Source organism: Bacillus sp. FSL K6-2819 (assembly GCF_038008305.1).
Lineage (GTDB): Bacteria > Bacillota > Bacilli > Bacillales > Bacillaceae > Bacillus > Bacillus amyloliquefaciens.
On record NZ_JBBOYV010000001.1, the window covers coordinates 1,653,977 to 1,668,218 of the forward strand.

General features: G+C 45.9%; 15 protein-coding genes. All 15 read left to right on the top strand.

Features of this window, described 5'->3' with window-relative positions:
- Positions 1-4: 4 nt before the first annotated feature.
- The 15 genes from cheA to proS all read left to right on the top strand — a co-directional run bounded on the left by cheA (position 5) and on the right by proS (position 14,164).
- Positions 5-2,023 (top strand): chemotaxis protein CheA, encoded by a 2,019-nt coding sequence (gene cheA, locus MHH91_RS08715; RefSeq protein WP_014470396.1) that lies wholly within the window; start codon positions 5-7, stop codon positions 2,021-2,023.
- A gap of 22 nt (positions 2,024-2,045) precedes the next feature.
- On the top strand, positions 2,046-2,519 hold the full coding sequence (gene cheW, locus MHH91_RS08720; protein ID WP_013352278.1) for a chemotaxis protein CheW: 474 nt from the start codon (positions 2,046-2,048) through the stop codon (positions 2,517-2,519).
- 15 nt (positions 2,520-2,534) lie between these two features.
- Positions 2,535-3,164, top strand: coding sequence for a CheY-P phosphatase CheC (cheC, locus tag MHH91_RS08725; protein ID WP_013352279.1), 630 nt, complete (start codon positions 2,535-2,537; stop codon positions 3,162-3,164).
- A complete protein-coding gene (cheD, locus tag MHH91_RS08730) occupies positions 3,161-3,661 on the top strand; it encodes a chemoreceptor glutamine deamidase CheD (RefSeq protein WP_013352280.1) in 501 nt (166 codons plus the stop codon). The genes cheC and cheD overlap by 4 nt, the downstream gene beginning before the upstream one ends.
- Before the next feature lie 26 nt (positions 3,662-3,687).
- Positions 3,688-4,452 carry an RNA polymerase sigma-28 factor SigD gene (gene sigD, locus MHH91_RS08735; protein ID WP_003154217.1) on the top strand — a complete coding sequence of 255 codons (765 nt, stop codon included), beginning with the start codon at positions 3,688-3,690 and terminating at the stop codon, positions 4,450-4,452.
- A gap of 27 nt (positions 4,453-4,479) precedes the next feature.
- Positions 4,480-4,953 (top strand): DUF6115 domain-containing protein, encoded by a 474-nt coding sequence (locus MHH91_RS08740; protein ID WP_013352281.1) that lies wholly within the window; start codon positions 4,480-4,482, stop codon positions 4,951-4,953.
- Between the two features lie 143 nt (positions 4,954-5,096).
- On the top strand, positions 5,097-5,837 hold the full coding sequence (gene rpsB, locus MHH91_RS08745) for a 30S ribosomal protein S2 (RefSeq protein ID WP_003154215.1): 741 nt from the start codon (positions 5,097-5,099) through the stop codon (positions 5,835-5,837).
- A 99-nt stretch (positions 5,838-5,936) separates the two neighbouring features.
- Positions 5,937-6,818, top strand: coding sequence for a translation elongation factor Ts (tsf, locus tag MHH91_RS08750; protein ID WP_007409794.1), 882 nt, complete (start codon positions 5,937-5,939; stop codon positions 6,816-6,818).
- Positions 6,819-6,963: 145 nt separating this feature from the next.
- Entirely contained in the window at positions 6,964-7,686 is a 723-nt protein-coding gene (pyrH, locus tag MHH91_RS08755; protein WP_013352282.1) for a UMP kinase, read from the top strand.
- A 2-nt stretch (positions 7,687-7,688) separates the two neighbouring features.
- Entirely contained in the window at positions 7,689-8,246 is a 558-nt protein-coding gene (frr, locus tag MHH91_RS08760) for a ribosome recycling factor (RefSeq protein WP_013352283.1), read from the top strand.
- A 125-nt stretch (positions 8,247-8,371) separates the two neighbouring features.
- Entirely contained in the window at positions 8,372-9,154 is a 783-nt protein-coding gene (locus tag MHH91_RS08765) for an isoprenyl transferase (RefSeq protein ID WP_013352284.1), read from the top strand.
- Positions 9,155-9,157: 3 nt separating this feature from the next.
- Positions 9,158-9,955, top strand: a complete 798-nt coding sequence (locus tag MHH91_RS08770) for a phosphatidate cytidylyltransferase (protein WP_014470393.1) — start codon at positions 9,158-9,160, stop codon at positions 9,953-9,955.
- 55 nt (positions 9,956-10,010) lie between these two features.
- Entirely contained in the window at positions 10,011-11,162 is a 1,152-nt protein-coding gene (gene dxr, locus MHH91_RS08775; RefSeq protein WP_013352286.1) for a 1-deoxy-D-xylulose-5-phosphate reductoisomerase, read from the top strand.
- Between the two features lie 6 nt (positions 11,163-11,168).
- On the top strand, positions 11,169-12,437 hold the full coding sequence (gene rseP, locus MHH91_RS08780; RefSeq protein WP_088030506.1) for an RIP metalloprotease RseP: 1,269 nt from the start codon (positions 11,169-11,171) through the stop codon (positions 12,435-12,437).
- A gap of 32 nt (positions 12,438-12,469) precedes the next feature.
- Positions 12,470-14,164, top strand: coding sequence for a proline--tRNA ligase (gene proS, locus MHH91_RS08785; RefSeq protein ID WP_013352288.1), 1,695 nt, complete (start codon positions 12,470-12,472; stop codon positions 14,162-14,164).
- Positions 14,165-14,242 lie beyond the last annotated feature (78 nt).

Below are 14,242 nucleotides of genomic sequence, written 5' to 3' on the forward strand. Positions count from 1 at the left end.
TCAATTGGATATGAATCAATATTTAGATGTCTTTATTGATGAAAGTAAAGAGCACTTACAGACATGTAACGAAAAGCTGCTGCTGTTGGAAAAAGATCCGTCAGACCTTCAGATTGTGCATGACATCTTCAGAGCCGCCCATACGCTGAAAGGCATGAGCGCAACGATGGGATATACAGATCTGGCGCATTTAACCCACCTGATGGAAAATGTGCTGGACGCAATCCGCAACGGAGAAATGCCGGTTACATCAGACTGGCTGGATGTGCTGTTTGAAGCGCTTGATCATCTTGAAGAGATGGTGCAGTCCATTATTGACGGAGGAGACGGCAAGCGCGACATTTCTGAAGTGAGCGCGAAGCTCGACGTAAACGCGGTGCATGAGACTGCCGCTTCAGCTGAAACGGCAGAGCCGCCGGGCTCAACGCAACAGGCTTCAGCTGAATGGAATTATGATGAGTTCGAACGGACTGTCATTGAAGAGGCAGAAGAGCAGGGGTTCAGCCGCTATGAAATAACGGTTTCCCTGAATGAAAACTGCATGCTCAAAGCCGTCCGCGTGTATATGATCTTTGAAAAGCTGAATGAAGCCGGTGAAGTCGCAAAAACGATACCTGCCGCGGAAGTGCTTGAGACGGAAGATTTCGGAACGGATTTTCAGGTGTGTTTCCTGACGAAGCAGCCTGCTGAAGAAATTAAAGAGCTTATCAGCGGCATTTCAGAAGTGGAGAAGGTCGAGCTTTCTGTCGGCGCGCCGTTAAAAACGGCTGAAAAACCGCAAGCGCCTGAACCGGTGAAAGAAGTTCCGGCTAAAACAGCCGAGAAACAGCCAAAGCCGCAAGCGAAAGCGGAAGAACAGCCGAAGCACCACAGCGGATCGAAAACGATTCGTGTCAACATTGAGAGACTGGATTCTTCGATGAACCTTTTTGAAGAACTTGTCATTGACCGCGGACGCCTTGAGCAGATCGCCAAAGAGCTTGATCACAATGAACTGACTGAAACCGTTGAACGCCTGACAAGAATCTCCGGGGACCTTCAGTCTATTATTCTTAATATGCGGATGGTGCCGGTAGAAACCGTCTTTAACCGTTTCCCGAGAATGATCCGCCAGCTTCAAAAGGAATTAAACAAGAAAATTGAATTGTCCATCATCGGTGCTGAAACGGAGCTGGACCGCACGGTGATTGATGAAATCGGCGATCCGCTTGTCCATTTAATCAGAAACAGCATCGATCACGGCATTGAATCACCTGAAGTGCGGGTGAATAAAGGAAAACCGGAATCAGGTCATGTCGTGCTTAAAGCGTATCACAGCGGGAACCATGTCTTTATTGAGGTTGAAGATGACGGGGCAGGCCTGAACAGAAAGAAAATTCTTGAAAAAGCGCTTGAACGGAACGTAATCACTGAACGTGATGCTGAAACGCTTGAAGATAATGAGATTTACGAGCTTATTTTTGCACCGGGCTTTTCGACTGCCGATCAAATTTCTGACATTTCAGGGCGGGGTGTCGGCCTGGATGTTGTGAAAAATAAACTCGAGTCCCTCGGCGGCTCTGTCAGTGTCAAATCCGCGGAAGGCCAAGGTTCTCTTTTCAGTATTCAGCTTCCGCTGACACTTTCAATTATATCCGTCCTTCTCATTAAACTTGAAGAAGAGACTTTTGCGATTCCGATTTCTTCTATTATAGAGACTGCTGTGATTGATAAGAAAGATATCCTGCAGACGCATGACAGAGAAGTGATTGATTTCAGAGGGCAGATCGTCCCGATCGTCTATCTGAAAAAAGAATTCGGCATTACGGATTCAAAACAGGATGCGGATCAGTTCCATGTGATCGTCGTGAAAAAGGGCGATAAATCTACTGCTTTTGTCGTGGACTCTTTTATCGGCCAGCAGGAAGTCGTACTGAAATCACTCGGTGACTATTTAACGAACGTCTTTGCGATTTCCGGCGCTACGATTCTTGGAAACGGAGAAGTGGCGCTGATTATTGATTGCAATGCGCTGATCTACTAAAACGACATGAGGAGGTGCCCGCATGACTGCTGAAATCAAAACAGGTGAAAAAATGATTGTGTTTATGATAAACGGAAAAGAATACGCTATTTCAGTTTCCCAGGTAAAATCAATTGAAAAGTGGCAAAAACCGACGAGAGTCCCTGGAGTGGAATCTTATATCCGCGGTGTTATCAACCTGCGCGGGGTGATTACGCCGGTTCTTGATTTAAGAAAACGTCTGAATCAGCCTGAACAGGACATTACAGAAGAGACACGGATAATAATCATTTCTTACCGTGACGCCGATGTCGGCTGGGTCGTGGATGAGGCCAATGACGTCATCACCGTGCATGAAAATGAAATTGAATCCGCGCCAGAAAGCCAGACAAAGGAAGCGGATGTGTGGATTAAACAGATCGTAAAGCAAGATAACAGGCTCCTCAATATTATCGATGCGCATGCGGTGCTGGATAAAGGTGCTTCGGCATCTGCGTCCGGAGAACCGAATGCTTAAAGGGGATAAGACAACATGAGTAAGTTTGAAGCGATCAAAGAAGAGCAGATGGATATTTTGCGGGAAGTCGGAAATATCGGGGCTGGTCATTCAGCTTCTGCCATGGCTCAGCTGCTGAACAGAAAGATTGATATGGAAGTGCCGTTTGCGACTTTATTGACATTTGATGAGCTTGCTGATTTTTTCGGCGGTGCCGAAACGCCGGTCGCCAGTATCTTTTTAAGAATGGAAGGCGACATGACCGGTTCTATCTTTCTCATCATGCCTTTTCATCAAGCGGAACAGTTTATCAGAGAGCTGATCGGAAATCCGAATTTTGATATTGACCAGTTGGGCGAAGATCATTTGAGTTCTTCTGCTTTACATGAGTTCGGCAATATTTTAGCAGGTTCCTATTTAACGGCATTGGCTGATTTGACGAAGCTTGAGATTTACCCGAGCGTGCCGGAAATCTCGCTTGATATGTTCGGCGCGGTTATCAGCGAAGGACTGATGGAGCTCAGCCAAGTCGGAGAACATGCCATTGTCGTGGATACTTCTATTTTTGACCAGGGCAGCCGGCAGGAGCTCAAAGCCCATATGTTTATGCTCCCGGACTATGATTCTTTTGAAAAGCTCTTCGTCTCATTGGGTGCGGCTTTATGAGCCGTGCGGAAGCCGCAGTCGTTAAAGTGGGGATTGCGGATGTTCAAGTCGCGCGTTACCCGGATAAAATCCGGACTTCGGGACTCGGTTCATGTGTGGGGCTGGTTTTATACGATAAAGACAAACAAACGGCAGGACTTGTTCACGTCATGCTGCCGGACTCCGGTTTATCGAAAACGGCGGAGCTTAACCGTGCAAAATACGCAGACACGGCCGTTAAGACGACGATTGACATGCTTTTGAAAGCCGGATGCCGCAAGTTTGCCCTGAAAGCAAAACTCGCCGGGGGAGCGGAGATGTTTAAGTTCAAAATGACAAACGATCTGATGAAAATCGGCCCAAGGAACGTAGCGGCCATCAAAGAGCAGCTTTCAATGTATAACATCCCGGTCATCAGTGAAGATACCGGCGGCTCAAGCGGCCGGACGATTGAATTTGAGCCAAAGTCCTGCATGCTGCACATCCGAACTGTTAAACAAGGTGAAACAACGATTTAATAAAGGTATGAGGTAGGGGGATAACGATGCAATCCTTGAATTATGAAGATCAGGTGCTGTGGTCGCGCTGGAAAGAGTGGAAAGATCCTAAAGCCGGTGATGATTTAATGCGCCGTTACATGCCGCTGGTCACATATCATGTCGGCAGAATTTCCGTCGGACTGCCGAAATCGGTGCATAAAGACGATCTAATGAGCCTTGGTATGCTCGGTTTATACGATGCCCTAGAAAAATTCGACCCCGGCCGGGATTTAAAGTTTGATACCTATGCCTCGTTTAGAATTCGCGGTGCAATCATCGACGGGCTGCGTAAAGAAGATTGGCTGCCCAGAACTTCACGGGAGAAGACAAAAAAAGTCGAAGCGGCGATCGAAAAACTTGAACAGCGCTACCTACGGAATGTGACGCCTTCAGAGATCGCCGAAGAGCTGGGGATGACGGAGCAGGACGTAGTATCAACGATGAATGAAGGCTTTTTTGCCAATCTCTTATCAATTGATGAAAAGCTTCACGACCAGGATGACGGTGAGAATATTCAAGTGATGATCAGAGATGACAAAAATGTGCCGCCGGAAGAAAAAATTATGAAGGACGAGCTGATCGCCCAGCTTGCAGGCAAAATCCACGAGCTTTCTGAAAAAGAACAGCTTGTCGTCAGTTTATTTTATAAAGAAGAACTGACTCTGACCGAAATCGGACAAGTCCTGAACCTTTCGACCTCACGGATTTCGCAGATTCATTCAAAGGCGCTGTTTAAATTAAAGCATCTGCTTGAAAAAGTAATTCAATAATGAACTCATGGTTAGCGAGTGAAAAACATGTCAACACTATTATGGCTTTTAAGCTTTGTGCTTCACGGCGTACTGCTTTATGCCGTCATTATTCTGTACACGAGGTTTTCAGCCCTCAAGGAGACGGAGCGTCAGCAGAAGAAGATTCTTGAGGAGACGGAAAACACCCTTGCTGCGTTTCTGCTTGAATTAAAAGAAGAAAATGAAAGACTTGAAGATACAAAAAGCCGGGCTGATCAAGACCCGGGTGCAGAAGACGCACGGCCTAGGCCAGAACCGCAAAAAGAGCCTGATATTCCGGACCACATGGAAAAGCTCATCAGTGCAACGGAACGGGCTGAAAGCGAGGAAAACAGCGGGGCGCCTTCGTTTGAAGAACGTGTTTCGGAATTATATGAACAGGGGCTCACTCCCGCGGAAATTGCCAGACGGATGAAGAGCGGAAAGACCGAAATCGAGCTGTTTTTAAAATTTCGCGGCAAAGCTGTAAAGGATTCTTGATTGTCGCATAAAGCTGTGTTATATTATGTCTTGGTGTTAAATACACACGCTTAACGATTTATGCAGAGGGTGCTGCAGGCGGCAGTTCTGCACAAAAATGACCTAAGCGGAGGGAAAAAACCATTTTATTAGGAGGAAATCACATGTCAGTTATTTCTATGAAGCAATTGCTTGAAGCTGGTGTTCACTTCGGCCACCAAACACGCCGCTGGAACCCAAAAATGAAGCGTTACATTTTCACGGAGCGTAACGGAATCTACATCATTGACCTTCAAAAAACAGTGAAAAAAGTAGAGGAAGCTTACAACTTCACGAAAAACCTTGCTGCTGAAGGCGGAAAAATCCTTTTCGTCGGCACAAAAAAACAAGCTCAGGATTCTGTTAAAGAAGAAGCTGTACGCTCTGGCATGTACTATGTCAACCAACGCTGGTTGGGCGGTACACTGACAAACTTCGAAACAATCCAAAAACGCATTAAGCGTCTGAAAGACATCGAAAAAATGCAAGAAAACGGTACGTTTGAAGTACTTCCGAAAAAAGAAGTTGTTCAATTGAAAAAAGAATTAGAGCGTCTTGAAAAATTCCTCGGCGGAATTAAAGACATGAAGGATCTTCCTGATGCATTATTCATCATCGATCCTCGCAAAGAGCGCATCGCTGTTGCGGAAGCTCGCAAATTGAACATTCCTATCATCGGAATTGTAGATACAAACTGTGATCCTGATGAAATTGATGTCGTAATCCCTGCAAACGATGACGCAATCCGCGCTGTCAAACTTCTTACTTCTAAAATGGCAGATGCTATTCTTGAAGCGAAGCAAGGCGAAGAAGAAGCGGAAGCTGCTGAAGAGACTGCACCTGAAACAGAAACGACAACTGCGTAACCTAATCAAAAGGTGATAAGAGGGACTGCCTTTTATCACCTTTTTTTAAGAAAAATGTATCTATACATATCTTGTTTACACATATAAGGAGGAATTCAAATGGCTATTACTGCACAGCAGGTAAAAGAACTGCGTCAAAAAACAGGCGCTGGTATGATGGACTGTAAAAAAGCGTTGACTGAAACTGACGGAGATATGGACAAAGCAATCGACCTTCTAAGAGAAAAAGGGATTGCGAAAGCGGCTAAAAAAGCTGACCGTATCGCTGCTGAAGGTTCTACTCTTATTAAAACTGACGGCAACAAAGGCGTTATCCTGGAAGTAAACTCTGAAACTGATTTCGTTGCGAAAAACGAAGGCTTCAAAGAGCTTCTGAACACACTTGCTGACCACCTTCTTGCAAACGCTCCTGCTGATCTTGAAGAAGCAATGGGTCAAAAGATGGAAAACGGTTCTACTGTTGAAGAATACATCACAAGCAACGTTGCTAAAATCGGAGAGAAAATCACTCTTCGCCGTTTTGCTGTTATTACAAAAGAAGACAGCGAAGCGTTCGGTGCTTACCTTCATATGGGAGGCCGCATCGGCGTATTATCTGTTCTTAGCGGAACAACTGACGAAGATCTTGCAAAAGACATCGCGATGCATGTTGCAGCGGTAAATCCTCGTTACATTTCACGTGACCAAGTGTCTGAAGAAGAAGCAAACCATGAGCGTCAGATCCTGACTCAGCAAGCTCTTCAAGAAGGCAAACCGGAAAACATCGTAGCGAAAATGGTTGAAGGCCGTCTGAACAAATTCTTCGAAGAAATTTGCTTATTAGACCAAGCTTTCGTTAAAAACCCAGACGAAAAAGTGAAACAAGTTGTGGCTGCGAAAAACGCATCTGTTAAAACTTACGTCCGCTACGAAGTTGGAGAAGGTATTGAAAAACGCCAAGAAAACTTTGCTGAAGAAGTTATGAACCAAGTGAAAAAATAATGGCGGAAAGCCTTGGCGAATCTTTCGCGGCTTTTCAGGCAGTATAGGGGACACTACTTGTGTTCCCTATTTTTAAAACTATATTTACAAACCTTTTTTTCTCTTGCATAATAGGAAACGGCAATGTTTACACTTGGAGGTTATTATGGAAAAACCAAAATACAATCGTATCGTTTTAAAGCTTAGCGGAGAAGCACTGGCAGGAGAGCAGGGAAACGGGATTAATCCGACTGTCATCCAATCCATCGCTAAACAGGTAAAAGAAATCGCTGAGCTTGACGTCGAAGTGGCCGTAGTCGTAGGCGGCGGCAACTTATGGCGCGGAAAAACAGGCAGTGACTTAGGAATGGACCGTGCGACGGCCGATTATATGGGCATGCTTGCTACTGTCATGAACTCACTTGCCCTGCAGGACAGCCTTGAAACTCTCGGAATTCAGTCCAGAGTGCAGACATCAATTGAAATGCGTCAGGTCGCTGAGCCTTACATCAGAAGAAAAGCCATCCGCCACTTGGAGAAAAAACGCGTTGTGATTTTTGCCGCGGGAACAGGAAACCCTTATTTCTCTACGGACACAACCGCAGCGTTGCGTGCCGCTGAAATCGAAGCGGATGTGATCTTAATGGCGAAAAATAATGTCGACGGTGTGTATAATGCTGATCCGAGAAAAGATGAGACAGCCGTTAAATACGAAAAATTATCTTATCTCGATGTGTTAAAAGACGGGCTGGAAGTCATGGATTCTACGGCTTCTTCACTATGTATGGATAATGATATTCCGCTGATCGTCTTTTCTATTATGGAAGAAGGAAATATTAAGCGTGCCGTAATCGGCGAATCAATCGGAACGATCGTAAGGGGGAAATAACGTTGTCAAACGAAGTATTAACTCAAACAAAAGAACGCATGGAAAAAGCGGTTGCCGCTTATTCACGCGAATTGGCGTCAGTACGCGCGGGACGTGCCAACCCGTCTCTATTGGATAAAGTGACAGTAGAATACTACGGTGCCCAAACACCTTTAAACCAGCTGTCTTCTATCAATGTGCCTGAAGCGCGTATGCTTGTTGTCACACCGTATGACAAAACAGCAATCGGTGATATTGAAAAAGCGATTCTGAAAGCTGATCTTGGCGTAACTCCGACAAGTGACGGCACAATTATCCGCATCGCGATTCCTGCTCTGACGGAAGAAAGACGTAAAGAACTTGTCAAAGTCGTGAAAAAATACGCGGAAGAAGCGAAAGTAGCAGTTCGTAATGTCCGCCGTGACAGCAACGATGAACTCAAAAAGCTTGAGAAAAACGGAGACATTACAGAAGACGAGCTTCGTGCTTCCAGTGAAGACGTTCAAAAGCTGACAGATGAATTTGTGTCAAAAATTGACAGTGTTACAAAGGACAAAGAAAAAGAAATCATGGAAGTTTAATGAAAAACTATGTACAATAGATAATGTGAAAAGACCCTCTCATGTTTACAGGGGGTTTTTTTGTTAATACTGTTGATTACATTGATCATCAGCAACGCAACCTTTTTGGGTGACGGAGGAATCTCATGCTCAACATACTCAAAAATTGGAAGAATCAGCAGAATGCGGCTTCCAACTTAGAACGGTATACAAAAGAAGACATACTGAAGGGTGAAATTCCCGCACACATCGCCATTATTATGGACGGTAACGGACGCTGGGCGAAGAAGCGCTCACTTCCGCGGATTGCCGGACATCATGAAGGAATGAAAGTGGTAAAAAGAGTGACAAAGCTCGCAAATCAGCTCGGCGTCAAAGTTCTGACTCTTTACGCGTTTTCCACGGAGAACTGGAAGCGCCCGAAGATGGAAGTCGACTTTTTGATGAAGCTTCCGGAAGAGTTCCTGAATACGTATCTTCCTGAATTGATAGAGGAGAATGTACGTGTGAAAATAATCGGAGATGAATCCGCGCTCCCTTCTCATACGTATAAGGCGATTGAGAAGGCCGTAAAAGATACAGAACAAAATGACGGGCTGATTCTCAATTTCGCTTTGAACTACGGCGGACGCACGGAAATCGTCAATGCGGCAAAAGCATTGGCCGAACAGGTGAAAAGCGGTACGCTGAATATCGAAGACATTGATGAAGCGCTCTTTTCCAAGCATTTAATGACAGAATCAATCCAGGACCCGGAGCTGCTCATAAGAACGAGCGGAGAAATCAGACTGAGCAACTTTATGCTTTGGCAGGTGGCTTACAGTGAATTTGTTTTTACAGATGTCCTGTGGCCCGATTTTAAAGAAGATCACTTTCTGAAGGCAGTGGGAGAATTTCAGCAGCGGGGCCGGAGGTTTGGCGGAATTTAGAGGATGGTGGAAATGAAACAAAGATTGTTAACGGGTGTTCTGGCAGCGGCACTATTTTTATTTTTGGTTATTTTCGGAGGATTGCCGTTCACCGTATTTGTTTATGTGATGGGCAGTATAGCGCTTTTTGAGCTTTTGCGGATGAAAAAGCTCAAGTTTTTTTCTTTTCCGGGTCTGATCAGCCTCCTGTTATTATGGCTGTATATGATGCCGGACAAATATCATTTTTTTGACGCGAAAATGGAAGTAACGATTTTCGCCGTTTTGATATTGCTCAGCTATACGGTGCTTGTGAAAAACACCTTTACGTTTGATGAAGTCGGGTTTATCGTCCTAGCGACGGTATATATCGGACTGTGTTTTCATTATTTTATCGAAATCAGAAACATTGAAACAAACGGGCTTTTGTATATTTTTTATGCCTGCGTTGTCATATGGTCAACGGATTCGGGCGCATATTTTGTAGGAAAGTCGCTCGGAAAGCGGAAGCTGTGGCCTGAAATCAGTCCTAACAAAACGGTGGAAGGGTTTCTCGGCGGTATTGCCATCGCCCTTATTTTCACGGCTGTTTTTCAGCTGTTTGCCGGTCTTCCGATTTCATACCCGGTTCTTTTGGTCATCACACTTGTTCTGTCTGTTTTCGGACAGATCGGGGATTTGGTGGAATCAGCGCTGAAACGGCACTATGATGTGAAGGATTCGGGGAAAATCCTTCCGGGGCATGGCGGCATTTTAGATCGATTTGACAGCTTTTTGTTTGTCATGCCGTTCTTGTACTTTCTGCTTGCGCTTTTTTCATGAGAAAGGCTAATATGAAAATAAGACCGATCTGGACGCATAGAATGGGAGTGGCATTTTGAAGAATATTTGTCTTTTAGGAGCAACGGGATCAATAGGGGAGCAGACATTGGATGTATTGCGCATGCATGAAGACCAATTCCGTCTCGTCTCGATGACTTTCGGTAAAAACGCCGAAAAAGCAATCCCGTTGATCAGAACGTTTCAGCCGAAATATGTAGCAGTCGGCGACATGGATACATATCGAAAAGTGAAAGAAGCGTCTTTTTCTCATGAGTGTCAAATCGGCATCGGAGAAGAAGGCCTGATCGAAGCGGCGGTCATGGATGAAGTGGATATCGTGGTCAACGCGCTGCTCGGAAGCGTCGGTTTAATCCCGACTTTGAAAGCGATTGAACAGAAAAAAACAATTGCGCTTGCAAATAAGGAAACTCTTGTCACTGCCGGGCATATAGTGAAAGGACACGCAAAACAATACGGCGTGCCCCTTCTTCCGGTCGACAGCGAACATTCCGCTATTTTTCAGGCGCTGCAAGGAGAACAGAGCAAAAATATCGAGCGTCTGATCATTACGGCATCAGGCGGCAGTTTCAGGGATAAAACACGGCAGGAGCTTCAGTCTGTAACGATTGCCGACGCCCTTAACCACCCGAACTGGTCGATGGGTGCAAAGATTACGATTGATTCGGCTACAATGATGAATAAAGGGCTTGAAGTCATTGAAGCGCACTGGCTGTTTGACATTCCGTATGAACAGATTGACGTTGTTTTACATAAGGAGAGCATCATTCATTCGATGGTTGAATTTCACGACAGAAGCGTCATTGCCCAGCTCGGAAATCCGGACATGAGGGTGCCGATTCAATACGCGCTGACATACCCGGACCGGCTGCCTCTGCCTGAAACAAAAAGGCTTGAATTATGGGAGATCGGAAGCCTTCATTTTGCGAAAGCTGACTTTGAAAGGTTCCGCTGCTTACAATTTGCCTTTGAATCAGGTAAAATAGGGGGAACGATGCCGACGGTTTTAAATGCAGCCAATGAAGAAGCCGTCGCCGCTTTTCTTGCCGGACGGATTTCGTTCTTATCGATTGAGGATCTGATTGAAAAAGCATTGAACCGCCACAGCGTAATTCAGGATCCGAGTCTTGCGGATATCCAAGAAGTGGACAAAGACACCCGGGGATACGTTAATTCAATACTCACATAAGGTGGTATGTTCGTGAATACAGTTATCGCGTTTATTATTATTTTCGGAACGCTCGTTTTTTTCCATGAGCTGGGGCATTTACTGCTCGCCCAAAGAGCGGGAATCCTTTGCCGTGAATTTGCGATCGGCTTCGGGCCCAAAATCTTTTCATTTAAAAAGAATGAAACCGTGTATACAATCAGGCTCCTTCCGGTCGGCGGGTTCGTCCGCATGGCCGGTGAAGACCCGGAGATGATTGAAGTCAAACCCGGTTATACCGTCGGGCTTCTTTTTAATAAAGACGACGAAGTGGAAAAAGTCATCATTAATCAAAAGGAAAAATACCCCGACGCTTTAATTGTCGAGGTGGAGACGGCTGATCTTGAGCACGAAATGAAGATTACAGGGTATGAGCAGGGGAAAGAAGATGAACTGTCGGGCTTTACTGTCAGTCAGACCTCTTTTTTCATCGTAGACGGAGAAGAAGTGCAGATTGCGCCTTACAACCGCCAATTCGGGTCAAAACCTGTATGGCAGCGGATTAAGGCGATTGCTGCCGGTCCGATTATGAACTTCATCTTAGCATATGTCATTCTCGTCATGCTTGGATTCATTCAAGGCGTGCCTTCGAATCAGCCTGAGCTCGGAAAACTGACAGACAATGGACGCGCAGCGGCTGCCGGTTTAAAAGAAGGCGACTATATCCAGAGCATTAACGGTGAAAAGATGCGGTCATGGACTGACATCGTGACAGCGGTAAAAGACAATCCCGGGAAAAAAATCGATGTCGCCGTGAAACGTGACGGCAAATCGTTTCATATCTCGGTTACCCCTGAAGCCGTAAAAGATGAAAACAAAAAAACAATCGGCCGCTTCGGCTCTTATGCGCCGACTGAAAAAGGCGCGTTTGTTGCGATCGCTTACGGCGCGACATCTACGGTTGATGTCACAAAGGCGATCTTGACCAATCTGAGCAAAATCGTGACAGGCCAGTTTAAGCTTGATATGCTTTCAGGCCCTGTCGGAATTTATGATATGACGGATCAGGTTGCAAAAACCGGTATTATCAACCTATTCCAGTTTGCGGCGTTTTTAAGCATCAACCTTGGAATCGTCAACCTGCTGCCGATCCCGGCGCTTGACGGCGGAAGACTGCTGTTTTTATTTATTGAAGCAATCCGCGGCAAGCCGATTAACCGTGACAAGGAAGCATTTGTCGTATTTATCGGCGTCGCTTTCTTAATGCTTCTTATGCTGGTTGTCACATGGAACGATATCCAGCGTTTATTCTTATAATTGACTAGTAAAAAAATCAGAGGTGCGAAGACATGAGACAAAGTTTGACGCTTATTCCGACCCTGAGAGAAGTGCCGGCTGATGCTGAAGCAAAAAGCCATAAGCTTCTGCTGAGAGCGGGATTTATCAGACAAAATACGAGCGGGGTTTACAGCTACATGCCCCTGGCTTACAGGGTCATTCAAAACATTCAGAAGATCGTGCGTGAAGAAATGGAAAAAATCAACGCGGTGGAAATGCTGATGCCGGCCCTTCAGCAGGCTGAAACTTGGCAGGAATCAGGCAGATGGTATACGTACGGGCCTGAATTGATGCGTCTGAAAGACCGTCACGGCCGCGAATTTGCTTTAGGCGCGACACATGAAGAAGTCATTACTTCTCTCGTGCGCGATGAGGTGAAATCTTATAAGCGTCTGCCGCTCACTCTTTACCAGATCCAGTCTAAATTCAGAGATGAAAAACGCCCGCGTTTCGGGTTATTGCGGGGACGCGAATTCATCATGAAAGATGCGTACTCTTTCCATGCCTCTGAAGAAAGTCTGGAAGAAACGTACCAAAACATGTACGGCGCATACAGCAGCATTTTCGCACGCTGCGAATTAAATGTCCGTCCCGTTATTGCCGACTCAGGCGCAATGGGCGGAAAAGACACGCATGAATTTATGGCTCTTTCCGAAATAGGGGAAGATACCATCGCATATTCCGATGGGTCCTCTTACGCAGCTAACACGGAAATGGCGGAAGTTGTCATGAACACCGAGCCGTCAGATGAAAAACCTGAGGCGCTGGAAAAAATTGATACGCCGAATGTTAAAAGCATTGAAGAGCTGGCTTCTTTCTTGCAGATCGAGCCGAGCGCCTGCATCAAATCAATGCTGTTTAAAGCGGATGACCGATTTGTTCTCGTGTTAGTAAGAGGCGATCATGAGGTCAATGACGTAAAAGTGAAAAACCTTCTGAACGCGGAAGTGGTTGAGCTTGCGTCTCATGAAGAAGTAGCGGAGAAGCTTGGCACGGAGCCGGGATTTGCGGGGCCGATCGGCGCTGCCGGCGACATTGAGATTTATGCCGACCAGGCTGTCAAAGTGATGGTAAACGCCGTAAGCGGCGCGAATGAAAAAGACCGCCATTACCGAAACGTAAACATCGAACGCGATGCGTCTGTAAAAGCATATGCCGATCTTCGAATCATTCAGGAAGGCGATCCGTCACCTGACGGAAAAGGCACGATCCGTTTCGCTGAGGGAATTGAAGTCGGACAAGTCTTTAAGCTCGGCACGCGTTACTCAGAAGCTATGAATGCGACATACCTTGATGAAAACGGGCGGGCGCAGCCGATGCTGATGGGATGTTACGGAATCGGCGTGTCCAGAACGCTTTCAGCAATCGCTGAACAGCATCACGACGAAAAAGGCCTGATCTGGCCGAAAAGCGTTGCTCCGTATGATCTTCATATTTTGGCGCTGAATATGAAAAACGAAGCGCAAAAAGAGCTTGCTGAGAAGCTTTACGGCAAATTCCAAGCGGAAGGTTATGAGGTGTTATACGATGACCGCGCAGAACGCGCAGGCGTGAAATTTGCTGATTCTGACCTGATCGGCCTTCCGATCCGCATCACTGTCGGTAAACGTGCCGATGAAGGCATCGTAGAAGTGAAAATCCGCAAAACCGGTGAATCCGCCGAAGTTTCAGTGGATGAGCTTTCTGAATTTATCAAGACGAAGTAATCGCCATAACGAATCGTACAAAATCATGTTAAAATAGAGAAAAAAGAAGGTACCTCATCACCTGCGGAGGTACCTTCA

Excerpts from the sequence above, each read along its gene's own strand:
- cheW (WP_013352278.1), top strand. The coding sequence starts at position 2,046 with ATGACTGCTGAAATCAAAACAGGTGAAAAAATGATTGTGTTTATGATA.
- cheC (WP_013352279.1), top strand. The coding sequence starts at position 2,535 with ATGAGTAAGTTTGAAGCGATCAAAGAAGAGCAGATGGATATTTTGCGG.
- cheD (WP_013352280.1), top strand. The coding sequence starts at position 3,161 with ATGAGCCGTGCGGAAGCCGCAGTCGTTAAAGTGGGGATTGCGGATGTT.
- sigD (WP_003154217.1), top strand. The coding sequence starts at position 3,688 with ATGCAATCCTTGAATTATGAAGATCAGGTGCTGTGGTCGCGCTGGAAA.
- MHH91_RS08740 (WP_013352281.1), top strand. The coding sequence starts at position 4,480 with ATGTCAACACTATTATGGCTTTTAAGCTTTGTGCTTCACGGCGTACTG.
- rpsB (WP_003154215.1), top strand. The coding sequence starts at position 5,097 with ATGTCAGTTATTTCTATGAAGCAATTGCTTGAAGCTGGTGTTCACTTC.
- tsf (WP_007409794.1), top strand. The coding sequence starts at position 5,937 with ATGGCTATTACTGCACAGCAGGTAAAAGAACTGCGTCAAAAAACAGGC.
- pyrH (WP_013352282.1), top strand. The coding sequence starts at position 6,964 with ATGGAAAAACCAAAATACAATCGTATCGTTTTAAAGCTTAGCGGAGAA.
- MHH91_RS08765 (WP_013352284.1), top strand. The coding sequence starts at position 8,372 with ATGCTCAACATACTCAAAAATTGGAAGAATCAGCAGAATGCGGCTTCC.
- MHH91_RS08770 (WP_014470393.1), top strand. The coding sequence starts at position 9,158 with ATGGTGGAAATGAAACAAAGATTGTTAACGGGTGTTCTGGCAGCGGCA.
- rseP (WP_088030506.1), top strand. The coding sequence starts at position 11,169 with ATGTTCGTGAATACAGTTATCGCGTTTATTATTATTTTCGGAACGCTC.
- proS (WP_013352288.1), top strand. The coding sequence starts at position 12,470 with ATGAGACAAAGTTTGACGCTTATTCCGACCCTGAGAGAAGTGCCGGCT.